Below are 24,253 nucleotides of genomic sequence, written 5' to 3'. Positions count from 1 at the left end.
CCGACGATGTTCGCGACGCCGGGGAGTCTGCCCGGCCGTCCGGGTGCGCCCGGCGCGCCCGAGGCGCCCGCGCGCCCGCTGGGTGGTCCCGGCGTGCCGCCGCCCCCGCCGGGGATGCCGGGTGCGCCGCTGGGTGGTGGTCCGGGGATGCCTCCGCCGCCTCCGGGTGGTCCGCTGGGTGGTCCCGGCGTGCCGCCGCCTCCGCCGGGGATGCCGGGTGCGCCGCTGGGTGGTGGTCCGGGGATGCCTCCGCCGCCTCCGGGTGCGCCGCTGGGTGGTCCCGGCGTGCCGCCGCCTCCGCCGGGGATGCCGGGGATGCCCGGTGCGCCGATGGGCGGTGGTCCGGGGATGCCTCCTCCGCCTCCGGGCGCTCCGCTCGGTGGCCCTGTGCCCCCGCCCCCGCCCGGTGTCATGGGCGGCCCGCAGCCCGAGGGCCTGGACTTCGCGCCGACGATGTTCGCCACTCCGGCGAGCGGCCCCGGTCGTCCGGGTGTGCCCGGTGCGCCGGGCGCACCGCTGGGTGGTCCCGGAATGCCGCCGCCCGGTTCGCTCGGTGGCCCTGGTATGCCTCCGCCGCCTCCGGGTGCGCCGCTGGGTGGCCCTGGTGTGCCTCCGCCTCCGCCCGGTTCGCTCGGTGGTCCGGGCATGCCGCCCCCGCCGCCGGGTGCCTCGCTCGGTGGTCCGGGCATGCCGCCTCCGCCGCCTCCGGGTGCGCCGACGGGTGGCCCCGGGGTGCCGCCGCCTCCGCCCGGTGCGTCGCTCGGCGGTCAGTCCGCTCCCGTCCAGCCCGGGGGGCCGGTCGGCGCGGCCGCTCCCGGCGTGCCGACGGTCGGGCCCGGCTACATGGCCGTGCTGCGGTACCGGGGCCCGGACGGTTCGGAGCAGCAGGTGATCCAGCGCTCCGCGCTCGGGCAGCCGCACCCGGAGTGGCAGATCCTGCAGGAGGTGCGCCGCCTGAACGTGCCGCCGGAGCAGGTGCTGGAGCTGCACACCGAGCTGGAGTGCTGCGACCTGCCCGCGGGGTACTGCGCGCGGATGGTCAAGGAGGCCTGGCCGAACGTGCGGATCACGCACACCGCCCCTTACGGACGGGAGGCCGCGGCGCGTCGGCGCGGGGTCGACCATCTGCTGGAGCACCTGCGCGAGCTGCACACCCACGCCGCCGGCCCGGCGCCGATCGCGTCCTCGCGGGCACCGCTGGCGCCCGCCGCGCAGCCGGCCCCGGTGCCGCCGCCGCAGGCGCTCGCCCAGGAGCTTCAGGCGGCGTTCGGCGACCAGAACCTGTTCCGCTTCGAGCAGCAGGCGGTCTCCCGGGCGGGTGTGCCGCCGGAGGTCCAGTCGACGCTGACCTGGGCCGGGCTGCCGCGTGACTTCGGCCCGTTCTTCTGGGCCCAGGCCCAGCCTGGTCGGCCGATCCCGACGCTGGCCGAGCTGGCCGCGGAGCGCGGGCTGGCCGCCGGTCCGGACGCGGGCACCTACCTCGTCGTCGGCAACGACTACGGGCGGCAGCTCTGCGTCCAGTACGGCACGAACGCGATCGTCGCGGTCGACCTCGGCACGCCCGGCCAGCCGGCCGGTCCGGAGGGGGCGCAGCCGCGCTTCGTGAACTCCGGCCTGCCGCAGTTGGTCCGCTGCCTCGCGGTGCTCGGGCGCCTGTGGCGCTTCCGCTACGGCCTGACCCAGGAGCAGGCGGGCCGCTGGACGACCGACTTCCAGAACGAGGTCAACGCCATCGACCCGGCGGCGCTGTCCTCGCCGGAGAACTGGTGGGCCGTGGTCCTGGAGCAGTTCTGGGACGGCCTGCTGTAGCGCCACGTGGCGCGTGGGACTGGATGTGAGCAGAGGGGACCGGCCCGGAGGCCGGTCCTCTCTGCCGTTTCGTCTGCTGTGTCGGTACCGTCCTAAGAAGCACTAATCTGCGCAAAATAGGACGATCACCGAGCATGTCCGGCAACGCGGAGGAGCGGCAGCAGAACATGAGCAATCCGACCACTCCCACGCCCGGCACCGGCGACTTCCCCCTCGCCCGCAAGGGTTACGACGTCGACCAGGTCGAGCAGGCCCTCGCGCACCTCACCGCCGACCGCGACGAGGCCTGGCAGCGCCTGGCCGCGCTCGGCGACGGCATGCGCGAACTGGAGCGGCAGCTGATGGACCTCCAGGCCACCCAGGCCCTGGCGGAGGCGACGGTTCCGGATTTCGAGGTGCTGAGCCCACGCGCGGCCGGCCTGCTGGTCACGGCCGAGGAGGAGGCCGAGGCGGTCCGCGAGGGCGCGGGCGCGGACTGCGCGCGGCTCGACCAAGAGGCCCGCGACGAGGCCCGCCGACTGCGTGCCGCCGCGGCCCAGTACGCCGGTCAGCAGCGCGCGGCCGCGGAGGAGTCCCACCGCCGCGAGCTCGACCGCGCCCGCAACCAGGCCGAGAGCCTGCGCGGCGAGGCCGACCGCGACGCCCGGCTGGCCCGCGAGTCCGCCGCCGCCTACGCCGAGGAGGTCCACGCCCGCGCCGACCAGGCCTCCCGCGACGCCCACGCCTGGCTGGCCGGCCAGCAGCGGACGGTGGACCAGGAGTTCGCCGAGCACGACGCGAAGGTCGTGGCCTGGGAGGAGCAGGTGGTCGCGATCGGCGAGCGCAAGGTCTCCGAGAGCGAGCGGCATCTCAAGGCGATGCAGGCCAAGTCGGACGAGACCGACGCCGACGCGGCGACCCAGGCGGAACGCCTGGTCGAGGCGGCGAGGCGGGAGGCCGCACGGATCGTCGAGCAGACGGAGCGCGAGCAGGCCACGTTCGCCCAGCGCCGCGAGCACATCCAGTCCCAGCTGGACCACATCCGCGAGACCCTCGCCGCGCTGACCGGCGCCGTCGTCGGCGCCCCCGAACCCGAGGCGGCGGAAGCCGGCGCGGAAGCCCACGCGGAAGCCCACGCGGAGGACGACGCGGAGGCAGGGCCGACCGAGGGAACGCCGACCCCGGCCGACGCCGCGCCCGACAGCGAGGCGGCGACCTCGGAGCTCCCCGTTCTTCCCCAGGCTGTGGACAACGCGGCGGACGGGCACGGCTGAGTCCCGGCACCGGCGCCGTCCCGACGATTGGACGATTGGTTGACCGACGACGACCTGGCGAGGCGCGTCCGTCCTGCCGTCGGCGTACGCTGGAGACCCCCGGGTTGCCTCGCAGTCCGGGTGTTTCGCGTTGCCTCTGGCTGAGAGAAGTAGATGAGCCTGACCGGCCTGCTCGACATCGTCGCCTCCGACCCGGCGCTCGCCGAGGCCGGGGAAGCCGCACTCGCCGGGGATCGGCGGCACCTGGATCTGGTCGGTCCGCCGGCCGCCCGGCCGTTCGCGATCGCCGCGCTGGCGCGCGCCCTCGCACAGAAGGCGAAGGGGGAGCGCGGGCGTCCCGTCCTCGCCGTCACGGCCACCGGCCGTGAGGCGGAGGATCTCGCAGCCGCCCTCGCGTCCCTGCTGCCGCCCGACAGCGTCGCCGAGTTCCCCGCCTGGGAGACACTCCCGCACGAGCGGCTCTCCCCGCGCTCGGACACCGTCGGCCGCCGCATCGCGGTGCTGCGCCGCATCGCGCACCCGAGCGCCGACGACCCGGCGGCGGGGCCGCTCCAGGTGGTCGTCGCGCCGGTGCGCAGCGTGCTGCAGCCGCAGGTCAAGGGCCTGGCCGAGCTGGAGCCGGTGAGCCTGCGGCAGCGGCAGGACGTCGACCTCGACGACATCGTCGAGCGGCTCGCCGCGGCCGCGTACCAGCGCGTGGAGCTGGTGGAGAAGCGTGGCGAGTTCGCCGTGCGCGGCGGGATCCTGGACGTCTTCCCGCCCACCGAGGAGCACCCGCTGCGGGTGGAGTTCTGGGGCGACGAGGTCGAGGAGATCCGCTACTTCAAGGTCGCCGACCAGCGCTCGCTGGAGATCGCGCAGCACGGCCTGTGGGCGCCGCCCTGCCGGGAGCTGCTGCTGACCGACGAGGTCCGGGGCCGCGCCGCCGAGCTGGCGGAGGAGCACCCGGAGCTGAGCGAGATCCTGGACAAGATCGCCCAGGGCATCGCGGTCGAGGGCATGGAGTCCCTCGCGCCGGTCCTGGTCGACGACATGGAACTGCTGATGGACGTCCTGCCGCCGGGCAGCGTCGCCGTGGTCTGCGATCCGGAGCGCGTGCGCACCCGCGCCGCCGACCTGGTCGCCACCAGCGCCGAGTTCCTGCAGGCGTCGTGGGTCGCGGCTGCCTCCGGCGGCAAGGCGCCCTTGGACGTGGGCGCGGCCTCCCTCTGGTCGCTCGCCGACGTCCGCGAGCACGCCGCCGAGATCAGTCTGCCCTGGTGGTCCGTCAGCCCGTTCGCCGCCGACGAGGAGGGGGCGACCGGGCCGGACGTGCTGCACCTGGGGATGCACCCCGTCGAGGCCTACCGCGGCGACACGGCCCGGGCGATCGCCGACGCCAAGGGACGCCTCGCCGAGGGATGGCGTGTCGTGCTGGTGACGGAGGGGCAGGGCCCGGCCTCCCGCATCGCTGAGATGCTCGGCGGCGAAGGCATCGGCGCCCGGCTCACCCCGGACCTGACGACCGCGCCCGACGCGGACGTGATCCACGTGGCCTGCGGCGCGATCGAGAACGGGCTCGTGCACGAGGGCCTCAAGCTCTGCGTGATCACCGAGACGGACCTGTCCGGCCAGAGGTCCTCCACCAAGGACATGCGCCGGATGCCCTCGCGGCGCCGCAACGCCATCGACCCGCTGGCGCTGAAGGCGGGCGACTACGTCGTCCACGAGGCGCACGGCGTCGGCCGCTACATCGAGATGGTGCAGCGCACCGTCCAGGGCGCCACCCGCGAGTACCTGGTGCTGGAGTACGCGCCGGCCAAGCGCGGTCAGCCCGGCGACCGGCTCTTCGTGCCGACCGACCAGCTCGAGCAGGTCACCAAGTACGTCGGCGGCGAGGCCCCGACGCTGCACCGGCTCGGCGGGGCCGACTGGACCAAGACCAAGGCGCGCGCGAAGAAGGCGGTCAAGGAGATCGCCGCCGACCTGATCAAGCTCTACTCGGCGCGCATGGCCTCGCCCGGCCACGCCTTCGGCGCGGACACCCCGTGGCAGCGCGAGTTGGAGGACGCCTTCCCCTACGCGGAGACGCCGGACCAGCTCTCGACCATCGCCGAGGTCAAGGAGGACATGGAGAAGTCGGTCCCGATGGACCGGCTGATCTGCGGCGACGTCGGCTACGGCAAGACCGAGATCGCGGTGCGGGCGGCCTTCAAGGCCGTGCAGGACGGCAAGCAGGTGGCCGTGCTGGTGCCGACGACGCTGCTGGTGCAGCAGCACTTCTCGACCTTCGCCGAGCGCTACGCCAACTTCCCCGTGGTGGTGAAGCCGCTGTCCCGGTTCCAGACGGACTCCGAGGCGAAGGCCGTGCTGGAGGGCCTGCGCGAGGGCAGCGTCGACGTGGTCATCGGCACGCACCGGCTCTTCTCCAACGAGACGAAGTTCAAGGACCTCGGGCTCGTCATCGTCGACGAGGAGCAGCGGTTCGGCGTCGAGCACAAGGAGCAGCTGAAGAAGCTGCGCGCCAACGTGGACGTGCTGACCATGTCCGCCACGCCGATCCCGCGCACCCTGGAGATGGCGGTCACCGGCATCCGCGAGATGTCGACGATCACCACCCCGCCGGAGGAGCGGCACCCGGTGCTGACCTTCGTCGGCCCCTACGAGGAGAAGCAGATCGCCGCCGCGATCCGGCGCGAACTGCTGCGCGAGGGCCAGGTCTTCTACATCCACAACCGGGTCGAGTCGATCGACAAGGCCGCGGCCAAGCTGAAGGAGCTGGTCCCCGAGGCGCGTGTGGCCACCGCGCACGGGCAGATGGGCGAGCAGCAGTTGGAGAAGGTCGTCGTCGATTTCTGGGAGAAGGAGTTCGACGTCCTGGTCTCCACGACGATCGTGGAGTCGGGCATCGACATCTCCAACGCCAACACGCTCATCGTCGAGCGCGGCGACACCTTCGGCCTCTCCCAGCTGCACCAGCTGCGCGGACGTGTCGGCCGTGGCCGTGAACGCGGCTACGCGTACATGCTGTACCCGCCGGAGAAGCCGCTGACCGAGACCGCGCACGAGCGGCTGGCGACCATCGCCCAGCACACCGAGATGGGCGCGGGCATGTACGTCGCGATGAAGGACCTGGAGATCCGCGGCGCGGGCAACCTGCTCGGCGGCGAGCAGTCCGGCCACATCGCGGGCGTCGGCTTCGACCTCTACATGCGCATGGTCGGCGAGGCGGTCGCCGAGTTCCGCGAGATGCTGGAGAGCGGCGGCGCCGCTCCTGAGGAGGAGCCTCTCGAGGTCAAGATCGAGCTGCCGGTCGACGCGCACGTCCCGCACGACTACGCCCCCGGCGAGCGGCTGCGCCTGCAGGCGTACCGGTCGATCGCGGCCGTGAACTCCGAGGACGACATCGCCCAGGTCCGCGCCGAGCTGACCGATCGCTACGGCAAGCTGCCCGACCCGGTGGAGAACCTGCTGATGGTCGCCGGACTGCGGCTGTTCGCGCGCCGCTGCGGGATCTCCGACATCACCCTGCAGGGGCAGTTCATCCGCTTCGGACCGATGGAGCTGCGGGAGTCGCAGGAGCTGCGGCTGAACCGCCTGTACCCGCGTAGCCAGGTGAAGCCGGCGACGAAGCTGGTCCTCGTCCCGAGGCCGGCGACCGCGCGGATCGGCGGCAAGCCGGTAGTGGGGCGTGAACTGCTGAGCTGGTGCGTGGAGTTCCTGTCGGCGATGTTCAGTTAGGTGCGCGACCCAGGGGCGCGGAGCCGCGTGTCGACCGAGCTCCGCGCCCCTGGACGGTTCAGACCGTGAGCTGGTCGCGCTGCTGCCGTCGAGCGCGACGACGGGCGCGCCCGGCCGCGCAGTTCCACCCCACACGCCCGTTCCTGCGGCCCTGCTCGCCCTGGCCCGAGGGAGTAGCGGCGGTCCTCGCCACGTGGAGAACCCGTACGCGGGATGAACCTGCGGCAGGGCCGGGAGATCCGCCGCCGCGAGGCCCAGATGCGCCTCGCGCTCGGCCACCGCGCCGGAGTCGGCGAGGCCCTGTCCGCGCTGCTGCCGCCGGCCGAGCAGCCGCACGGGCGGGGACACCCGTTCACAGAGGAGATCCGCGGGACGCGGTCCCGGCTGTGAACCCGGTTTCGTCGCGGTCGAGCCGGCCGTCCCTTCCCGTCGCGATCGGGCCCCAACCGGTTCGGGCAACCGGTTCGGGCCCGGGTCCTCCGCTGCTCGTGGTCCCCGCCGCGCAAAAGGGACCGATAGGCTCGAAGCATGTTCCTCGGACTCGTCATGGCCCTGGTGGCCGCGCTCTGCTTCGGTTCGGCCATGGTGCTGCAGGCGCTCGGCGCCCAGGCCCACTCGCCGGCCGGCTCGAGCGGCGGACTGCTCGGGACGGTCCGGGCGATGGTCAACGTGCCGTTCATCTGCGGGCTGGCGCTGGACCTGCTGGGCTTCGTGGCCCAGCTCATCGCACTCCGGTCGCTGCCGCTCTACGTCGTGCAGGCCGCGCTCGCGGGGGCGCTCGCGGTGACGGCGGTGCTCGGGGCGGCCGTGCTGCGGCTGCGGCTCGGGAGGGCCGAATGGGCCGGCGTCGCCGGTGTCTGTCTCGGGCTCGCGCTGCTGGGGGCGACCGCGGGCAAGGAGGGTGACAAGCACCCCGGCATGGCGCTGCACTGGATCATGCTGGTCGCCGTCGTGCTGATCGCGGCCGCCGGCGCACTGGCCTGGCGGCTGACGGAGCCCGCCCGCGCCGCAGTGATGGGGACGCTGTGCGGCCTCGGCTTCGGCGTCGTCGGGCTGTCCGTCCGTCTGCTGCCGGCCGTGCACGGCACGGACCTGATGCCGCTGCTGAAGGAGCCGGCCACCTACGCGCTGCTCGGCGGGGGCGCGGTGGCGTTCGTCTTCATGACCGAGGGCGTGCGCGGCGGCAAGGTGACGACCGCGACGGCGGCGATGGTGCTCGGCGAGACGGCGCTGCCCGCGGTGCTCGGCGTGATCCTGCTTGGGGACCGCACCCGACCGGGGCTGCTCTGGCTGGCGCTGCTCGGCTTCGCGATCGCGGTGGCCGGGGCGCTCGCCCTGGCCCGCTTCGGGGAGGTCGCCCCGGCGGAGGCGCACGGAGCCGGCGGCGGGGAAGGCGGCGAGGCCGCTGGGACAGGGACCGCTGGGACGGGGACCGCCGGGACCGGGACCGCCGGGACCACCGGGGCCGCCGTGGTCACGCCCGACCCGGCCGCCGCCGACGAGATGACCGCTGCCGACGAGGCGCGGGAGGGCCAGCGGCACTGATCCGGCTCTGATCCGGCGCCCGGGTGGGGTGAACCCGTGCTCCTGGCGTGCCCTCTGGTGTGGGCGACGCCCGCGTGGGACCGTGATCTGCGGCACACGCACCGGACGCATCGGACGGACCGTCAGTCGCAGGAGGCCCCGTGAACCGCACCCGCACCGCCCTTTTCGCGTTGATCGCCACCATCGCCACGCCGGGGCTCTCCGCCTGTTCCGGGAGCGGGAACGCGGGGACGGTTCACACCGGCGCGGCGGCGGTCGTCGGCGGCCAGCGGATCAGCGTCGCCACCGTCGAGAACCAGGTGTCCTCGTTCCGCGACGCCGCGCCCGCGCAGGGCAGCGGCAGCGGCTCCAGCAGGACGTTCGGCCAGGACTCCGCGGGCATGCCGGCCAACGTGCTCGGCTTCCTCATCCAGGAGCAGGTGGTCCAGTCGGCACTGGACCAGAAGGGCCTGAGCGTCTCGGCGACGGACGTCGCCGCGGTCGAGGCGCCGTTCCTGAAGAGCGCCGGCAGCCAGACCCAGCTGACGGCCGAGTTCGTCAACCAGGTCGGCCTGCCGCCGGAGGACCTCGAGTCCTACTTCCGCTGGCAGGCGGGGGTCAAGGCGCTGCTGGGCAGCGTCGGCGGGGACAGCGCCAAGCTGACCGGGCTGCTGCAGCCGGTCGCGGCGGATTTGAGGATCTCCGTCAACCCGCGCTACGGCAGCTGGGACACGACCAAGCTGACCCTGGGCGACAGCGCCCAGCCGTGGATCAAGCCGGTGTCGCAGGACAACGCGGGGTAGGTTTCCCTGTGTGTCCCAACGCGATGCACGGCCCAGTGAACCCCAGCCCAGTGAACCCCAGCCCGGCGATGCGCAGGCCGGCGACGCACAGCCCGGCGCCGGCGATCCACAGCACGCCGAAGCCCCCGCCGGTCCCGGCCGGCTGGTGCTGCTGAGCACCACGCACCGGGTCGCCCCCGGCCTGCTCTCCGGTCCCGCCTGGCGGACGCTGCACACCGCCGACCGGGTCCTGGCCGGGGACCCGGCGCACCCGCTGCTCGCGCCGCTCGCCCAGAGCGGGATCACGGCGGAGGTGCTGGACGTCCCGTCCTACGCCCGTGCGCGCACGCTCGCCGAGGCGGCGTCGGACGCCGTCGTGGTCTGGCTGGTCGGCCCGGACGGTGACCCGGGGCTCACCGACGCCCTGGCGCGCTTCGCGGTCGAGGGCGCGGAGACCCCCGGCGTGGTCGTGCCGGAGCTCGAGCTGCTGCCAGGCTCCTACGACCTCCCGGGCGCCCGGCTGCTCGACCTGGTCACCGTGATGGACCGGCTCCGCTCGCCCGGTGGCTGCCCCTGGGACGCGAAGCAGACCCACGAGTCGCTGGTGAAGTACCTGGTCGAGGAGTCCTTCGAGCTGGTCGAGGCGATCGAGGAGGAAGACCGGGCGACCCTGCGCGAGGAGCTGGGCGACGTGCTGCTCCAGGTCTTCTTCCACTCCCGCATCGCACAGGAGCACGACACCGACCCGTTCTCGATCGACGATGTCGCCGGGGCCATCGTGGACAAGCTGATCTACCGTCACCCGCATGTCTTCGGTGACCGGGACGCCGACACGGCCGAGCAGGTCGAGGCCAACTGGGAGGAGCTGAAGGCGGCGGAGAAGCAGCGCGAGTCCGCCACCGACGGCGTCCCGCTCGGCCAGCCGGCGCTGGCCCTCGCCGCCAAGCTCCACTCCCGCGCGCGGAAGGCGGGGGTGCCGGACGCCCTGCCGGACGCGGACGCGGCCGAGGCGGATTTCGGCGCGCGCCTCCTGCGTCTGGCCGCGGAGGCGCAGGACGCCGGGGTGGACCCGGAGGCCGCGCTGCGCGCGGCAGCGCGGAGGTACCGTGACGCGATCCGCGCGGCGGAGTCGGGTCAGGCGGACTGATGCGGCTCCAGCGCGAGCACCCGTGGCCCGCGACGGAGGCCGAGGCGCTGGCCGTGCAGGAGGAACTGCGCCCGCTGGTCCGCGCCGTCCCGCTGCCGCGCCCGCCGCGTCTGATCGCCGGGCTCGACGTGGCCTACGTCGGCGCGCACGGCGCGCCGGACGACAGGGTGGCGGCGGCCGTCGTCGTGCTGGACGCGGCGACGCTCGAACCGGTCGAGCGGGCGACGGCGGTCGGCATGGCGGGATTCCCTTACGTTCCCGGGCTGTTCGCGTTCCGCGAGCTCCCCGTGCTGGTCCGCGCGCTGGAAGGGCTCGCCACCGTCCCCGACGTGCTGCTCTGCGACGGCCAGGGGCTGGCCCATCCGCGCCGCTTCGGTCTCGCCTGCCACCTCGGCGTGCTGACGGGCGTGCCGACGCTCGGCGTCGCCAAGACGCCGCTGCTGGGGCAGTGGACCGAGCCGGAGACGGAGCGGGGCGCGACATCCGACGTCCATGACGGGGGCGAGCTCGTCGCCCGGGTCCTGCGCACGCAGACCGGCGTCAAGCCGGTGACGGTCTCGGTCGGCCACCTGATCGACCTCGACGACGCGACGCGCGTGGTGCTGGACGCCGCGCCCCGCTTCCGTCTCCCGGAGACGACCCGCCTGGCCGACCGACTCTGCCGCGACGCGGTGGCAGCGGCGGGACAGGCGACGGGGTGATCAGCGGGGTGACGGGCGGAGTGACGGGCGGGGCGGCGACCCCCCGCCCGCGGTTCCGTCGAGCGGGGGTTCGTCACACGCCTCGCCTCTTGTCCGTTCGTCGGCGGCATGGTGGCATCGGCCCATGACGCCCACCCCCACCGCCCCGGCCCGCTGGGGCCTCACCTTCCCCCTCGACGGCATTCCGCTGGCCGCGCAGCGCGCGCTCGTGGAGTCGCTGCCGGATCTCGGCTTCACCGATCTGTGGTCGATGGAGACCGCCGGCGCGGACGCGTTCACACCGCTGGCCCTGGCCTCCGTCTGGGCGCCGCAGTTGCGGCTCGGGACCGCGATCGTCCCCGTGCACACGCGCGGCCCGGCGCTGCTGGCGATGCAGGCCGCCGCGCTGGCGGAGGCCGCGCCGGGACGCTTCCAACTGGGCATCGGGGCGTCCTCGCCAGTCATCGTCCACGACTGGAACGGCATCGCGTTCGAGGAGCCGTTCCGCCGCAGCCGCGACGTGCTGCGGTTCCTGCGGGCCGCGTTCACCGGGCAGCCGGTGACGGAGGAGTTCACGACCTTCTCCGTGCGCAGGTTCCGGCTGGACCGGGTGCCGGCGCACACGCCGCCGGTGCTGCTGGCGGCGCTTCGGCCGGGGATGCTGAAGCTCGCCGCTCGCGAGGCGGACGGGACGATCCTCAACTGGCTGGCGCCACAGGACGTGCGGACCGCGCGCGGCGTCTTCGACGCCGAGGCGGGGCCGGACCACGGCAAGGAGGTCGTGGCCCGGATCTTCGTCTGCCCGACCGAGGACGTGGACTACGCCCGCGCCCTCGGCCGCCGGCTGATCGCGGCCTATCTGACCGTCCCCGCCTACGCGGAGTTCCACCGGTGGCTCGGGCGCGGGGATGCGCTGGAGCCGCTCTGGAAGAACTGGGCGGCGGGCGACCGGAAGACCGCCGCCGCCTCGGTCCCCGACGAGGTCGTGGACGCGCTGGTCGTGCACGGCTCCCCGGAGCGCTGCCGCGAGCGGATCAGCGCCTACGTCGAGAACGGCGTGACGGTGCCCGTCCCCGCGCTGCTGCCCACGCCGGACCAGGGCGCCCGTGCCCTGGCCGCGGCGGTGAAGGCGGTCAGCCCGAGCTGACCAGGGGCGTCGTCCCGGCCCAGGGCGGCCGGGCGCGCGCCCGACTCCGCCAGCGCCTCGAACGGCGGCATCGGCAGCCGCCATCCGTCGAGCACCTTGGCTACGCCCGGGTTCGAATCGGCCAGCGCGGCGCCGTCCGGCAGCGGGCCGCTGTCCAGAGGGACCATGCGGCGGATCCGCTCCGGCCTCCGGTCCGCCGCCCCGGTCACCGCGCCGATGCCGCCGCTGTGGGCGACCAGCACCGTGTCGCGCAGGTCCGCCTCGGTCAGCAGTGCGGTGAGGTCGGCGACATGGGTCTCCAGATCCACCTGCGGTCCGCCCTGCGCGGCGCGTGCCGCCGGCCCGGTCGGCGTCACCGGATGGGGACAGCCGCCGTCCTCCATCGCCGTCGTCACCCGGACGGCGGCGAGGCGGGACGGCGGCGGGAGCCGTCCGTCGGCCGGCCCCGGCTCAGGCGCCCAGCTGCGGAAGGGAGGCCACGGCCTTGCGCATGCCCGTCAGCCACGCGTCGCGGTCCGCAGTGCGGTTCTGCTCGTACGTCGCGACCTCCTCGTGCGGGAGGATCAGGAAGCGCTCGTCCGCGAGGCCGCGGACCACCGCCTCCGCGACGTCCTCCGGCTCGATCAGCTTGCCGAAGGCCGTCAGGACCGCGCGGACGTCGTCGCGGGCGGTCATCCCGCTGTGGACGCCCTGCGGGCACAGCGCGCTGACGCGGATGCCCTGGGAGCCGTAGGTGACGGACAGCCACTCGGCGAAGGCCACCGCCGCGTGCTTGGTGGCCGTGTAGGCGGCGTCGCCGGGCATCTGCAGCAGGCCCGCCGCGCTCGCGGTGTTCAGCAGGTAGCCGTGGCCCCGCTTGAGCATGCCGGGCAGCACCGCGCGTGCGGCGTAGACGTGGGCCATCACGTTGATGTCCCAGTTGGCCTGCCAGACCGCGTCGGGGGCGTCGATGCCCGCGCCGCTGCCGATGCCCGCGTTGCTGCAGAACAGGTCGACGGGGCCGAGGTGCTTCTCGGCGGTGTCGACCAGCGCGCGGACGTCGCTCTCGCGGGACACGTCGCTGGCCACCCCGACGGTGTGGCAGCCGGCACGGTCCAGCTCCTGGGCCAGGTCCTCGACCTTGCCGCCGTCGAGATCGGCCAGCAGCAGGCCACGCGCCCCCTCCGCGGCGAACCGCCGCGCCAGCGCGGCGCCGATGCCGCCCGCCGCACCCGTGACGACGACGACAGCGCCCTTCAGCTCCATGCCCCGAACCCCTTTTCCCGCGCTTCGTCGCGCGTCACGTCCCGGACCCCGCACGGTCCGATCGCTGCGGGCGATCGTAAGCTCACTACCGGTGGGTTCGACAGTGTGTCTCTGCCCACCTTGCCGAACGGTTAACGTCGGGGCGTGCACGATGTCTCCCCGCCTTCGCTCTTCACGTTCGACTTCGCAGCGAATCCTTACCCCGCCTACGCCTGGCTGCGCGAACACGCGCCGGTCCGCTGGACGACGCTGCCGAGCGGGGTCGACGCCTGGCTCGTGACGCGGTACGTGGACGCGCGCCAGGCGCTCGCGGACACGCGGCTGAGCAAGAACCCGGCCAAGCACAGCCTGCAGGCGCACCGCAGCGGGCGCGTCGGCATCCCCGGGGAGCGCAGCGCCGACCTGATGACGCACCTGCTCAACATCGACCCGCCGGACCACACCCGGCTCCGCCGTCTGGTCTCGAAGGCGTTCACACCGCGCCGGGTCGCCGCGTTCGAGCCGCGTGTGCGGGAGATCACAGACCGGCTGATCGACGGATTCGCGCAGCGCGGCCACGCGGACCTGATCCACGAGTTCGCCTTCCCGCTGCCGATCTACGCCATCTGCGACCTGCTGGGCGTGCCGCCCGAGGACCAGGACGACTTCCGCGACTGGGCGGGGATGATGATCCATCACGGGCAGTCGCCGCGCGGCGGCGTCGGCCGCGCGGTGAAGAAGATGCGCGGCTACCTGGCCGAGCTGATCCACCGCAAGCGCGCGGAGCTCGGCGAGGACCTGATCTCCGGCCTGATCCGGGCCAGTGACCACGGCGAGCACCTGACCGAGAACGAGGCCGCGGCGATGGCCTTCATCCTCCTGTTCGCCGGCTTCGAGACCACGGTCAACCTCATCGGCAACGGCATGTTCGCGCTGCTCACCCATCCCGAGCAGCGGGCGGCGCTGCAGGCGTCCCTCGCCCTGGGCGAGACCGCCGCGTTGGAGTCCGCGGTCGAGGAGCTGCTGCGCTTCGACGGTCCGGTCGAGATCGCCACCTGGCGCTTCGCCACCGAGCCGCTGACCATCGGCGGTCAGCACATCGCCGCGGGCGATCCGGTCCTGGTCGTCCTCGCCGCCGCTGACCGCGATCCCGGCCGCTTCCCGGACCCGGACACCCTGGATCTGGCCCGCCGCGACAACCCCCACATCGCCTTCGGCCTCGGCGTCCACTACTGCATCGGCGCCCCGCTGGCACGGCTCGAAGCCCAGTACGCCCTCTCCGCCCTGCTGCGCCGCGTCCCGGACGTCACGTTGGCCGCCGACCCAGCCGAACTGCGCTGGCGCGGCGGCCTCATCATGCGAGGGCTCAGACAGTTGCCGGTGGAGTTCTCCGTCAGCGACGGTTGAGCAGGAAGTACAGCGCGAGCACCGTGATGCAGAGCTGCGCGCCCTGGGCGTACTGCTTCTTGAGCAGCGCCGTGGCCGCCAGAAGAGCGAAGGCAAGGCCGGGGACGTGCCGGGTGACCCACCACTCGACGACAAGGAACACGGCGAGTGCGACGGCCGTGTCCGGCGGGCGGAACAGTGACCTCATGGATGTCCTCCTCGGAACCCGCAGCGGCTCAGGGGAGGGGGAGACACGGGTGCCAGACACCGTCGGCTGGCGCCGGGATACTGCTTCCCCCGTAGCGGTCGACTCGGTCAGGTTGGCGCAAGTTGACCGAGATGACCTCCACTATGAGGATTGTCCCGAAGTTGACTGATCAATAAACTGACGCACGGTCAACTCTGGATGGACGGTTGTCGACTGGCTCAAAACGGGTAGTCAACCGGCGGGGAGGTGGCGCAAATGAACGCGGAGTCGGACGCGGAGACGGCGACCGAACGGGTCGTAGCGACGCTGCGGAACCGGATCAGGGCCATGCGGCCCGGCGAGCGCCTGCCGTCGCGGGGCGCGATGGCCCGCGAGTACGACGTGGCGCCGTCCACGGTCCAGAAGGCGCTGCGTGAACTCCTCGGGGAGGGCCTGATCACGGGGGGTCGGGGGGCCCCTCCCGTCGTCGTGGGCGCGGGGGGCGAGTCCCAGCCGGCGCAGGCCATCGACGTGCTGGACGACATCCTGGACCGGGTGCTCACCGAATCCCGGGTCACCGTCGACTACTTCGGCTTCACTGCGGAGACGTTGGCGCTGAGTCTGGCGCCCAAGCTCGACCGACTGAGGGCCCTGGCGGGCGCGTCGCCGCCGCGGGAGATCCGGCTGCGCCTGCTGCTCCCCGATCCGACCGCCAAGCTGGCGGTGCCCTACGTGGTGGGCGATCCGGATGATCCCGCGCCACGGCTGCGGCAGGCGGAGATCACCCGTCACCAGGTGCGCTCACTGCAGTCGACCTTGGAGACTCTCGGAATCGACGAGCCGGAGGGTGTCTTCACGGTCGACATCAAAGTCGTGCCGCTGACGCCGGTCATGAAGCTCTACATCGTCAACGGCCGACTCGCCCTCCAGGGTCTGTACGAATTCCTGGACCGTGACGTTCCGCTCCGGGACGGCGAACTCACGAAGATCCAGGACGTGTTCGGGCTGGAGGCGCCGCTCTTCGAGATACCGGTGGTGACCGCCAGGGCGTGGTTCGAGTCCGTCTGGTCAGGGCGGGCACGTCCCTACACACTGAGCAGATGATCCCACCCGCATCAGGATCCGCGCTCGACTGGGCATGGGCGGCGGATGTGCGCGCCTTGCTCTTCGATTTCGACGGACCTGTCTGCCGCCTCTTCGAGGGGCACGACACCGGGCGGATGGCCGACGACCTCCGGGGGATCCTGCGCGGCCACGACGCGGACCTGAGCGGACTGCACCAGGAGAGGAACGCGCACACGATCCTGCGCCGGACGCGGGGCCTGGCGGGCGCGGCGCTCGCCGAGGCGGAGAAGTGGCTGACCGAGCGTGAGTGTGAGGCCGCGTCGACAGCACGGCTGACCCCCGGGGTGAGGGACCTGATCGAGGGGCTCTCGATTCCGCTGGCGGTGGCCAGCAACAACGCATGGGACGCGATTGACGGCTGCCTGAGGAGAGAGGGGTTGCTGGAACGTTTCTCCGGAGGCATCCACGGCCGCGATCCGAAAGAGCCGTGGCGGATGAAGCCGCACCCGGACTGCATCGAACGGGCCCTGCACCACCTGGGCGCGGACGACCGCGAAAGGGTGGCCCTGATCGGCGACTCGGAGGCGGACGCCGAGGCGGCGCGGGAGGCGGGCATCGCCTTCGTCGGGTTCGTGCCGGAGGGCCGGGCGAACGCCGCTCGCCTGACCGAGCTCGGCGCGCGCGTGGTGGTGGCCGAGATGACCGAGCTGACCAGGGTCTTTCTCCCCGGGCGCGATTAGTCCGCCGACATCGGGCCGTCCGTCGAGCGAGGCCCGGGTTCCCGCAGTAGAGTGCCGTCAAACGTCGACGCTTCTCCTCCTGCGGGGGCAGCCATCCCAGGCCGGGATCCTCACCACCAAGCCACCAAGGCCGAGCGCTGGCTCTCGGTGGCGTCCGGGCTGTGCCCCGGGCTGACGCTCTGGTGGCTGGCGCGGCGCGGGGAGGCTCTGGCGGGCTTCCGGCACCGGAACGTCGCGGTCGATCTGGGCGGCACGCCGGTGCTGCTGCGGACGCCCCGTCGTCAGGCGTACCGCTTCGACCAGGTGGTCTGGTCGGAGCGGACGATCCTGGAGTCGCTCAAAGGCCGGGTGGACGGCGCTCCTCAGGTGTTGCAGGGCCCGCTGAACTCCTTCACGTTCACGCCGGGCGAGTCCCTGGCGGACCGTCGGCTGCGCGGTGGTCTTCCGGAGGAGCGGATCCACGCCTGGCTGTCCGCCTTCTTCGCGGAGCTGGCGGCCGTTCCGGTGGACCAGCTGCCGACCCGTCCGTCGGACTGGCCCGAGGACGGCGACAGCCAGGGCTTCCTCCGGGAGCAGGTGCGCTACGCCCGGGAGGAGATGGCTCCCGCCGTGCTGCGCGACTACGGCACGCTGCTGCGCGGGCTCTCGTTCCCCGACGACGCGTTGCAGCGGTTCGCCGATCGGGTCCCGCGGCTGACGTCCCGTCCGTTCCTGCTGCTCCACGGTGATCTCCACGCCGGCAACATCATCGTCTCCGCCGAGGACGGAAAGCCCAGGTTGATCGACTGGGAACTGGCCATGGTGGGCGACCCGCTCCACGATCTGGCGATGCATCTGGAGCGTTTCGGCTATCGCAACGAGGTGGAGCGCCGCAGGGTGCGGGAGATCTGGCGGCGCGCGGTCCGCGACGTCGTTCCCGAGGCCGTCAAGGGCCTGGAAGCCGACCTGCGTTGGTACGTCGGATTCCAGCGCGTGAGGTCCGTCTATGTCGACGTCGTGCGGACCTGCGAGCAGTTCGAGGTGCTGGGGGAGAAGGCCGCCTGTGAACGGCTCGCCGAGATCGTCGGCCGGGCACTGCCCTGGATCGGGGTGCGGGCCGTCCTGACCGACGCGCAGGTGCGCGAGGCGCTCACGGAATGGCGTGGCGCACGCCGGCGCGTCCCGGCGCGCGGATAGGACGCCCCGTCAGAAACGCCTGCTCACCGCGGGGGACATAGCCGCTTGGCCTTCCCCGCGCCGTAACGGAGCTCACAGCCGATCGTGCCCCGATATCGAAATGCCAGGTCAGCATGGGCCATTGAGAAAAAATGTGTGACCTGTGGGAGGTGTGCGAAGCACCGGTGTGCGTGTCGTGATTGAGATTCATATGAAGGACTGCCTAGCCTCCTTCGTGTTCGCAGCAGCGGACGACCGTCGAACGGGACGCCGAGTCCTGTCCACCGTGAGGCGGGAAACCACGAGTTGACGACCGGGCAGGAGCGGGGGACCCAGGTAAGTCGCCGATCGTGCGCGAGCGCGGACGGCTTGGGGTGAAGACGCGCCAGCGTCCGGGCCATCCTCTGCGGCCCGAACCCGACAGCTCACCTCGCAGGCGTCGGAGAGGGAATTCCGCATGCTCTTCTCTGGCACCGGCCGTCATCGTCGTGTCCGTGTGAACAAGGCCAGGGTCATCGTGGCCACCACCTCCGTCGCCGGCGCCGCGGTGGCGCTGCCGCTGATCGGCGCCTCGGGTGCGAGCGCCGCCCCCGTCTCGACCTGGGACAAGGTCGCCCAGTGCGAGAGCGGCGGCGACTGGTCCATCAACACCGGCAACGGTTACTACGGCGGTCTGCAGTTCTCCGCCTCCACCTGGCGCGCCTACGGCGGCGGCGCGTACGCCGGCACCGCGAACCACGCGTCCAAGGGCGAGCAGATATCCGTCGCCGAGCGGGTGCTCGACAGCCAGGGCCCCGGCGCCTGGCCCGTCTGCGGGCCCCGGGCCGGTCTGCACAAGGGCGGTCCGGCGCCCGTCGTCGGCACCGGCAAGCACCGCAAGCCCGCGCCGAAGCCCGGCGGCCCGGCCAAGAAGCCCACCCCGCCCGCGCGCCACGGCGGCTCGGGGAACTACACCGTCAAGCCCGGCGACACGCTGTCGAAGATCGCCGCCGCGCAGCACATCCTCGGCGGCTGGCAGCGGCTGTACGCGGAGAACCGCGCCACCATCGGGAGCGACCCGGACATGCTGCACATCGGCGAGCGGCTCGTCGTGAGGTAGGCCCGGCGGGTCTCGGGCGACGCCGGGCGGCCGCTACCCACCGGTAGGGTCCGCCCGGCGTTCCGCCAGGCAAGACAGGCCCATGGGCCTGAGGGGTCCGGGCGGGCGCAGAGGCTAGGCTCAGTGCGTAACAACCCGCATCCCCATGAGGAGACAGTTGTGCCGTCCATCGACGTCGTCGTAGCGCGGGAGATTCTCGACTCGCGTGGCAACCCCACCGTCGAGGTCGAGGTCGGCCTCGACGACGGCAGCACCGGCCGCGCCGCCGTGCCGTCGGGTGCCTCCACCGGTGCCTTCGAGGCCCTGGAGCTCCGCGACGGTGACAAGTCCCGCTACGGCGGCAAGGGTGTGGAGAAGGCCGTCCTGGCCGTCATCGAGCAGATCGGCCCGGAGCTGGTCGGCTACGACGCGACCGAGCAGCGCCTGATCGACCAGGCCATGCTCGACCTGGACGCCACCGCCGACAAGTCGTCGCTGGGCGCGAACGCGATCCTGGGCGTCTCGCTGGCCGTCGCGCACGCCGCCTCCGAGGCCAGCGACCTGCCGCTGTTCCGCTACCTGGGCGGCCCCAACGCCCACGTGCTGCCGGTGCCGATGATGAACATCCTCAACGGCGGTTCGCACGCGGACTCCAACGTGGACATCCAGGAGTTCATGATCGCCCCGATCGGCGCGGAGTCCTTCTCCGAGGCGCTGCGCTGGGGTGTCGAGGTCTACCACCAGCTCAAGGGCGTGCTCAAGGCCCGCGGCCTGTCCACCGGCCTGGGCGACGAGGGCGGCTTCGCGCCGAACCTCGACTCCAACCGCGAGGCCCTGGACCTGATCGTCGAGGCCATCAAGGGCGCCGGCTACACCCCCGGCCGCGACATCGCGCTGGCCCTGGACGTCGCCGCCTCCGAGTTCTACAAGGACGGCGCGTACCAGTTCGAGGGCAAGGCGCTCAGCGCCGCCGAGATGACGGCGTACTACGCCGAGCTGGTCGCCGCGTACCCGCTGGTCTCCATCGAGGACCCGCTGTTCGAGGACGACTGGGAGGGCTGGAAGACCATCACCGCCGAGCTCGGCGACAAGGTCCAGCTCGTCGGCGACGACCTGTTCGTCACCAACCCGGAGCGCCTCGCCCGCGGCATCAAGGAGGGCGCCGCCAACGCCCTGCTGGTGAAGGTCAACCAGATCGGCTCGCTCACCGAGACCCTGGACGCCGTCGAGCTGGCCCAGCGCAACGGCTACCGCTGCATGATGTCGCACCGCTCCGGCGAGACCGAGGACGTCACCATCGCCGACCTGGCCGTCGCCACCAACTGCGGCCAGATCAAGACCGGCGCCCCGGCCCGCTCCGAGCGCGTCGCCAAGTACAACCAGCTGCTGCGCATCGAGGAGATCCTCGACGACGCCGCCGAGTACGCCGGCCGCGGCGCCTTCCCGCGCTTCAACGGCTGACCCGCTCCTCCGACGCCTCGCCGCTCTCACCCTCTAGGGTGGGGCGGCGGGGCGTCTTCGCGCACGGAGCACGGGAACGCCGTGAACCCGGGGAGGGCTGCGAGTTTTGGGAGGGACGGCAGTGGCGGCAGGGCAGCAGCAGGTCCGACGGCGGCCGCGGCTCACCGGCCGGGCGGCGGTGCTGGCCCTGGTCGTGTGCGCGCTGGTGGCCGCGCTGGCCTACCCGATGCGGCAGTTCATCGCCCAGCGTTCACAGATCGACCAGCAGCGCGCCGCGCAGCAGCAGGCGCAGCGCCAGGTGGACGAGCTGCGCCGGGAGAAGGCGCGCTGGCAGGATCCGGCGTTCGTCGAGGCCCAGGCGCGGCAACGCCTCCACTACGCCTTCCCCGGCGACACCCCGTTCACGGCTGTGAACCCCTCGACCACGCCGACCGCCTCCCCGACCGCGCAGCAGCAGGCCTCGCAGCCCTGGTACCAGAGCCTGCTCGGCTCCCTCGACACGGCAGACCACGCCGGACACTGAAGAATAGAGACATGTCGCACGACCACCCCCCCGTTGCCCGCCCTGCCGACGCCACCGCCGTCTCCGAGGCCGACCGAGCCGCCGTCGAGGCCCAGCTGGGCCGCGTGCCGCGAGGCCTGCGGGCCGTCGCCCACCGCTGCCCCTGCGGCCTGCCCGACGTGGTCGAGACGGCCCCGCGCCTCGAGGACGGCACGCCGTTCCCGACCCTCTACTACCTGACCTGCCCCCGCGCCGCCTCGCTGATCGGCACGCTGGAGGCCGACGGGATGATGAAGGAGCAGACGGCCCGGCTCGCCGAGGAGCCGGAGCTCGCCGAGGGCTACCGCAAGGCCCACGAGGACTACATCGCCCGTCGTGACGCGATCGAGGTGCTGGAGGGCTTCCCGAGCGCCGGCGGCATGCCGGACCGGGTCAAGTGCCTGCACGTGCTGGTCGGCCACTCCCTGGCCGCGGGGCCGGGTGTGAACCCGCTCGGCGACGAGGCGCTGGCGGCGCTGCCGGAGTGGTGGCGCAAGGGCCCGTGCGTGTGCGTGACGGGCGCGGACCAGGACGCGGAGCAGGCGGCCGACGGTGCCGACGACCAGGGGGAGAACGCGTGAGCCTGACCCGCGTGGCCGGTGTCGACTGCGGCACCAACTCCATCCGCCTGCTGGTCGCCGACCTCGACCCGGCGACGGGCGAGCTGCACGAGCTGGACCGCCGGATGACGATCGTCCGCCTCGGTCAGGGCGTGGACCGCACCGGTCGGCTCGCGCCGGAGGCCCTGGAGCGGACCTTCGCGGCCTGCCGCGACTACGCCGCGATCATCCGTGACCTCGGCGCGACGCGACTGCGCTTCGTGGCGACCAGCGCCTCGCGCGACGCGGAGAACCGCGACGAGTTCGTCGCGGGCGTGCGCGAGATCCTCGGCGTCGACCCCGAGGTGATCAGCGGCGACGAGGAGGCGCAGCTCTCCTTCACCGGCGCCACCAAGGAGCTGAACGGCGAGGGCGGCCCGTACCTGGTCTTCGACCTGGGCGGGGGCTCGACGGAGTTCGTGCTGGGCACGGACCGGGTCGAGGCGGCCCGCTCGGTCGACATCGGCTGCGTGCGGATGACCGAGCGCCACGGCGAGGACTTCGACGCGATGCGCGCCGACATCGCCAAGGCGCTGGACGAGGCCGCGGAGACCGTTCCCCTCGACAGCGGCGCCACTCTCGTGGGCCTGGCGGGGACGGTCACCACGGTGGCCGCCATCGCGCTCGACCTGCCCTCCTACCGGAGCGAGCTGATCCACCGCTCCCGCATCCCCGTCGCGGACGTCCGCGCGGTCGTGGAACGGCTGCTGGCCTCCACCCACGAGGAGCGCGCGGCGATCCCCGTGATGCACCCGGGACGGGTTGACGTGATCGTGGCGGGCGCCCTGGTCCTGCTGGCGATCATGGAGCGGACCGGCGCCGCCGAGCTGGTCGTCAGCGAGCACGACATCCTCGACGGAATCGCCTGGAGCACGCTGCTCTGACGCCGGGTCGGGGCGTTCGGCGGGCGCCCCGGCGGTCGGCCGCGCGCCTCTCCCGGAAATGTTCGTGAATTTCTTCACATGGAGTTCCCGTCGGTTGCCAGGGCCACTGGGGTGCTTCGTCCGAATTGTGGGACCGAAGGCACCTCGGCGAGCCTGCCCGCCGGATCGGAGGCAACGCGCCCCAGTCGCACGCACAATCGCAATGAGGCCGTCGAGCTGCGGAAATTCACAGCCTCGCGATCACGGCTGTGAGCGGTGCCCTCGGCTCGGATCACGGGGGCGCGAACTATAGCAGGTGCTGTCCAGACCCTTGTGACCAGGCCCACAAATGCCAGGCAGGGAGGGGGTGGATACTTTCGGATATGAGCACCACGGAGCGTCCTCGCATCCTGATTGTCGGCGGTGGCTACGTCGGCCTGTATGCCGCGATGCGCATCCTCAAGAAGATGCGCTACGGAGAGGCGACTGTCACGGTCGTCGACCCGCGGTCGTACATGACGTACCTGCCCTTCCTCCCCGAGGCGGCCGGCGGCAACGTCGCGCCTCGCAACCTCGTCGCCCCGCTGCGGCGCGTCCTGAAGAAGGCCGAGGTCCTGACGGGTCACGTCACCTCGGTCGACCAGGACCGCAAGGTGGCCACCGTGCACCCTGCCGCGGGCGACCCCTACGAGATCCCCTTCGACTACCTCGTCGTCGCGATGGGCTCGGTGTCCCGCACCTTCCCGATCCCGGGTCTGGCGGAGCACGGCATCGGCATGAAGTCGGTCGAGGAGGCCATCAGCCTCCGGAACCACGTCGTGGCCCAGCTCGACCGCGCCGAGTCCACGACCGACGAGGCGGTGCGCAAGCAGGCGCTGACCTTCGTCGTCATCGGTGGCGGCTTCGCCGGCATCGAGACGATCGCCGAGATCGAGGACATGGCCCGCGACTCGGCGAAGATCTACCACAACGTGAAGCGTGAGGACATGCGCTTCATCGTGGTCGAGGCCGCCAACCGCATCCTCCCCGAGATGGGCCCGGACCTCGGTCTGTGGACCAAGGAGAAGCTCGAGGAGCGCGGCATCGAGATCTACATCGAGACCTCGATGGAGTCCTGCGTCGACAAGCACGTCGTGCTGAAGAACGGCATCGAGGTCGACGCCTCCACCATCGTGTGGACGGCCGGCGTCAAGCCGAACCCGGCGCTGGCCAACTTCGGCCTGCCGCTCGGCCCGCGCGGCCACGTCGACACCGCCCCGACCCTCCAGGTCCAGGGCTTCGACAACGTCTGGTCCGCCGGCGACAACGCCCAGGTCCCGGACCTCGCCGTCGGCGAGGGCGCCTGGTGCCCGCCGAACGCGCAGCACGCCGTGCGTCAGGCGATCGTCCTCGGCGACAACGTCGTCGCGGGCATGCGGGGCTTCCCGCAGAAGGAGTACAAGCACAAGAACCTGGGTGCGGTCGCCGGTCTCGGCCTGCACAAGGGTGTGGCGATCCTCTTCGGCAAGTACAAGCTGAAGGGCCGTCCCGCCTGGTGGTTCCACCGCCTGTACCACGGCAGCCGCGTGCCGACGATGAACCGCAAGGTCCGCGTCTTCGCGGACTGGACCCTCGCGATGTTCCTCAAGCGCGAGACCGTCTCCCTGGTGGAGATGGAGACGCCGCGCGAGGTGTTCGTCGAGGCCGCGGCCCCGGCCCCGGTGATTCCGGCTCCCGCCAAGGAGAAGGTCTCGGCCTGACGGCCCACGGGCCGGTACCGCTCCGGCCCACCTCCCAGCCCGGCAGCGTCGCCGGACCACAGACCGTGGTGCTCATGACCGGCACCGCTGCCGTAAGCGCCCCCGCCCGTTCCCACGGGCGGGGGCGCTGGCACGTCCAGGCTCGGAATCCCG

Annotated in this window: 22 protein-coding genes and 1 riboswitch; of the genes, 19 read left to right on the top strand and 3 right to left on the bottom strand. The window is 72.6% G+C overall.

Annotated features, from left to right (window positions below; genetic code table 11):
- Nucleotides 1-819 precede the first annotated feature (819 nt).
- The 9 genes from TR48_RS46600 (at nucleotide 820) to TR48_RS18925 (ending at nucleotide 12,062) form a co-directional block, all read left to right on the top strand.
- The gene (locus tag TR48_RS46600) at nucleotides 820-1,809 is read left to right on the top strand and encodes an SUKH-4 family immunity protein (RefSeq protein ID WP_369405590.1); all 990 of its coding nucleotides are present in this window, start codon (nucleotides 820-822) and stop codon (nucleotides 1,807-1,809) included.
- 134 nt (nucleotides 1,810-1,943) lie between these two features.
- Entirely contained in the window at nucleotides 1,944-3,062 is a 1,119-nt protein-coding gene (locus tag TR48_RS18955; RefSeq protein WP_042368778.1) for a hypothetical protein, read from the top strand.
- 153 nt (nucleotides 3,063-3,215) lie between these two features.
- Nucleotides 3,216-6,782 carry a transcription-repair coupling factor gene (gene mfd, locus TR48_RS18950; RefSeq protein ID WP_042368776.1) on the top strand — a complete coding sequence of 1,189 codons (3,567 nt, stop codon included), beginning with the start codon at nucleotides 3,216-3,218 and terminating at the stop codon, nucleotides 6,780-6,782.
- A 213-nt stretch (nucleotides 6,783-6,995) separates the two neighbouring features.
- Nucleotides 6,996-7,172 carry a hypothetical protein gene (locus tag TR48_RS43370; protein ID WP_161789860.1) on the top strand — a complete coding sequence of 59 codons (177 nt, stop codon included), beginning with the start codon at nucleotides 6,996-6,998 and terminating at the stop codon, nucleotides 7,170-7,172.
- A gap of 138 nt (nucleotides 7,173-7,310) precedes the next feature.
- Complete coding sequence (locus TR48_RS18945) at nucleotides 7,311-8,327, top strand: DMT family protein (RefSeq protein ID WP_063771014.1); 1,017 nt, start codon at nucleotides 7,311-7,313, stop codon at nucleotides 8,325-8,327.
- Nucleotides 8,328-8,467: 140 nt separating this feature from the next.
- Nucleotides 8,468-9,109, top strand: a complete 642-nt coding sequence (locus TR48_RS18940; protein ID WP_042368775.1) for a SurA N-terminal domain-containing protein — start codon at nucleotides 8,468-8,470, stop codon at nucleotides 9,107-9,109.
- 142 nt (nucleotides 9,110-9,251) lie between these two features.
- Nucleotides 9,252-10,235, top strand: coding sequence for a nucleoside triphosphate pyrophosphohydrolase (locus TR48_RS18935; RefSeq protein ID WP_042368820.1), 984 nt, complete (start codon nucleotides 9,252-9,254; stop codon nucleotides 10,233-10,235).
- A complete protein-coding gene (locus tag TR48_RS18930) occupies nucleotides 10,235-10,936 on the top strand; it encodes an endonuclease V (RefSeq protein WP_042368773.1) in 702 nt (233 codons plus the stop codon). Before TR48_RS18935 ends, TR48_RS18930 begins: the two co-directional genes overlap by 1 nt.
- A 124-nt stretch (nucleotides 10,937-11,060) precedes the next feature.
- Nucleotides 11,061-12,062 (top strand): LLM class F420-dependent oxidoreductase, encoded by a 1,002-nt coding sequence (locus TR48_RS18925; protein ID WP_042368771.1) that lies wholly within the window; start codon nucleotides 11,061-11,063, stop codon nucleotides 12,060-12,062.
- Here the strand turns inward: TR48_RS18925 and TR48_RS18920 are convergent.
- Nucleotides 11,957-12,370, bottom strand: coding sequence for an alpha/beta fold hydrolase (locus TR48_RS18920; RefSeq protein ID WP_161789859.1), 414 nt, complete (start codon nucleotides 12,368-12,370; stop codon nucleotides 11,957-11,959). The genes TR48_RS18925 and TR48_RS18920 overlap by 106 nt on opposite strands.
- 142 nt (nucleotides 12,371-12,512) lie before the next feature.
- Nucleotides 12,513-13,307, bottom strand: a complete 795-nt coding sequence (locus TR48_RS18915) for an SDR family oxidoreductase (protein ID WP_042368768.1) — start codon at nucleotides 13,305-13,307, stop codon at nucleotides 12,513-12,515.
- Nucleotides 13,308-13,451: 144 nt separating this feature from the next.
- Between TR48_RS18915 and TR48_RS18910 the strand changes: the two genes are divergently transcribed.
- Entirely contained in the window at nucleotides 13,452-14,693 is a 1,242-nt protein-coding gene (locus tag TR48_RS18910) for a cytochrome P450 family protein (protein ID WP_042368765.1), read from the top strand.
- Here TR48_RS18910 and TR48_RS18905 read toward each other — a convergent pair.
- Nucleotides 14,680-14,880 carry a hypothetical protein gene (locus TR48_RS18905; protein ID WP_042368763.1) on the bottom strand — a complete coding sequence of 67 codons (201 nt, stop codon included), beginning with the start codon at nucleotides 14,878-14,880 and terminating at the stop codon, nucleotides 14,680-14,682. The genes TR48_RS18910 and TR48_RS18905 overlap by 14 nt on opposite strands.
- Before the next feature lie 255 nt (nucleotides 14,881-15,135).
- Here TR48_RS18905 and TR48_RS38990 point away from each other — a divergent pair, with 255 nt between their 5' ends.
- From TR48_RS38990 to TR48_RS18860, 9 genes are all read left to right on the top strand, one after another.
- Nucleotides 15,136-15,963 carry a GntR family transcriptional regulator gene (locus TR48_RS38990; RefSeq protein WP_052442776.1) on the top strand — a complete coding sequence of 276 codons (828 nt, stop codon included), beginning with the start codon at nucleotides 15,136-15,138 and terminating at the stop codon, nucleotides 15,961-15,963.
- Nucleotides 15,960-16,664, top strand: coding sequence for an HAD family hydrolase (locus tag TR48_RS18895; RefSeq protein ID WP_042368761.1), 705 nt, complete (start codon nucleotides 15,960-15,962; stop codon nucleotides 16,662-16,664). The genes TR48_RS38990 and TR48_RS18895 overlap by 4 nt, the downstream gene beginning before the upstream one ends.
- A gap of 147 nt (nucleotides 16,665-16,811) precedes the next feature.
- On the top strand, nucleotides 16,812-17,840 hold the full coding sequence (locus TR48_RS38985; RefSeq protein WP_052442774.1) for an aminoglycoside phosphotransferase family protein: 1,029 nt from the start codon (nucleotides 16,812-16,814) through the stop codon (nucleotides 17,838-17,840).
- Between the two features lie 276 nt (nucleotides 17,841-18,116).
- Nucleotides 18,117-18,273, top strand: a riboswitch (cyclic di-AMP (ydaO/yuaA leader).
- 42 nt (nucleotides 18,274-18,315) lie between these two features.
- A complete protein-coding gene (locus TR48_RS46495; RefSeq protein WP_304941225.1) occupies nucleotides 18,316-18,918 on the top strand; it encodes a LysM peptidoglycan-binding domain-containing protein in 603 nt (200 codons plus the stop codon).
- A 159-nt stretch (nucleotides 18,919-19,077) separates the two neighbouring features.
- Nucleotides 19,078-20,358 (top strand): phosphopyruvate hydratase, encoded by a 1,281-nt coding sequence (gene eno, locus TR48_RS18880; RefSeq protein ID WP_042368757.1) that lies wholly within the window; start codon nucleotides 19,078-19,080, stop codon nucleotides 20,356-20,358.
- A 121-nt stretch (nucleotides 20,359-20,479) separates the two neighbouring features.
- Nucleotides 20,480-20,881: an FtsB family cell division protein gene (locus TR48_RS18875; RefSeq protein ID WP_236652213.1), complete on the top strand. Its 402-nt coding sequence runs from the start codon at nucleotides 20,480-20,482 to the stop codon at nucleotides 20,879-20,881.
- 11 nt (nucleotides 20,882-20,892) lie between these two features.
- Nucleotides 20,893-21,480, top strand: a complete 588-nt coding sequence (locus TR48_RS18870) for a DUF501 domain-containing protein (protein WP_042368752.1) — start codon at nucleotides 20,893-20,895, stop codon at nucleotides 21,478-21,480.
- 2 nt (nucleotides 21,481-21,482) lie between these two features.
- Entirely contained in the window at nucleotides 21,483-22,382 is a 900-nt protein-coding gene (locus TR48_RS18865; protein ID WP_042368814.1) for a Ppx/GppA phosphatase family protein, read from the top strand.
- Between the two features lie 362 nt (nucleotides 22,383-22,744).
- The gene (locus TR48_RS18860) at nucleotides 22,745-24,100 is read left to right on the top strand and encodes an NAD(P)/FAD-dependent oxidoreductase (RefSeq protein WP_042368750.1); all 1,356 of its coding nucleotides are present in this window, start codon (nucleotides 22,745-22,747) and stop codon (nucleotides 24,098-24,100) included.
- Nucleotides 24,101-24,253 lie beyond the last annotated feature (153 nt).

This window comes from Streptacidiphilus neutrinimicus, from assembly GCF_000787815.1.
GTDB lineage: Bacteria > Actinomycetota > Actinomycetes > Streptomycetales > Streptomycetaceae > Streptacidiphilus > Streptacidiphilus neutrinimicus.
This window is presented reverse-complemented; position numbering and strand designations above follow the sequence as displayed.

Bases quoted from the DNA above. Each gene is read 5' to 3' on its own strand.
- TR48_RS18955 (WP_042368778.1), top strand. From the start codon at position 1,944: ATGTCCGGCAACGCGGAGGAGCGGCAGCAGAACATGAGCAATCCGACC.
- mfd (WP_042368776.1), top strand. From the start codon at position 3,216: ATGAGCCTGACCGGCCTGCTCGACATCGTCGCCTCCGACCCGGCGCTC.
- TR48_RS43370 (WP_161789860.1), top strand. From the start codon at position 6,996: ATGAACCTGCGGCAGGGCCGGGAGATCCGCCGCCGCGAGGCCCAGATG.
- TR48_RS18945 (WP_063771014.1), top strand. From the start codon at position 7,311: ATGTTCCTCGGACTCGTCATGGCCCTGGTGGCCGCGCTCTGCTTCGGT.
- TR48_RS18930 (WP_042368773.1), top strand. From the start codon at position 10,235: ATGCGGCTCCAGCGCGAGCACCCGTGGCCCGCGACGGAGGCCGAGGCG.
- TR48_RS18925 (WP_042368771.1), top strand. From the start codon at position 11,061: ATGACGCCCACCCCCACCGCCCCGGCCCGCTGGGGCCTCACCTTCCCC.
- TR48_RS18915 (WP_042368768.1), bottom strand. From the start codon at position 13,307: ATGGAGCTGAAGGGCGCTGTCGTCGTCGTCACGGGTGCGGCGGGCGGC.
- TR48_RS18905 (WP_042368763.1), bottom strand. From the start codon at position 14,880: ATGAGGTCACTGTTCCGCCCGCCGGACACGGCCGTCGCACTCGCCGTG.
- TR48_RS38990 (WP_052442776.1), top strand. From the start codon at position 15,136: ATGAACGCGGAGTCGGACGCGGAGACGGCGACCGAACGGGTCGTAGCG.
- TR48_RS18895 (WP_042368761.1), top strand. From the start codon at position 15,960: ATGATCCCACCCGCATCAGGATCCGCGCTCGACTGGGCATGGGCGGCG.
- TR48_RS18870 (WP_042368752.1), top strand. From the start codon at position 20,893: ATGTCGCACGACCACCCCCCCGTTGCCCGCCCTGCCGACGCCACCGCC.
- TR48_RS18860 (WP_042368750.1), top strand. From the start codon at position 22,745: ATGAGCACCACGGAGCGTCCTCGCATCCTGATTGTCGGCGGTGGCTAC.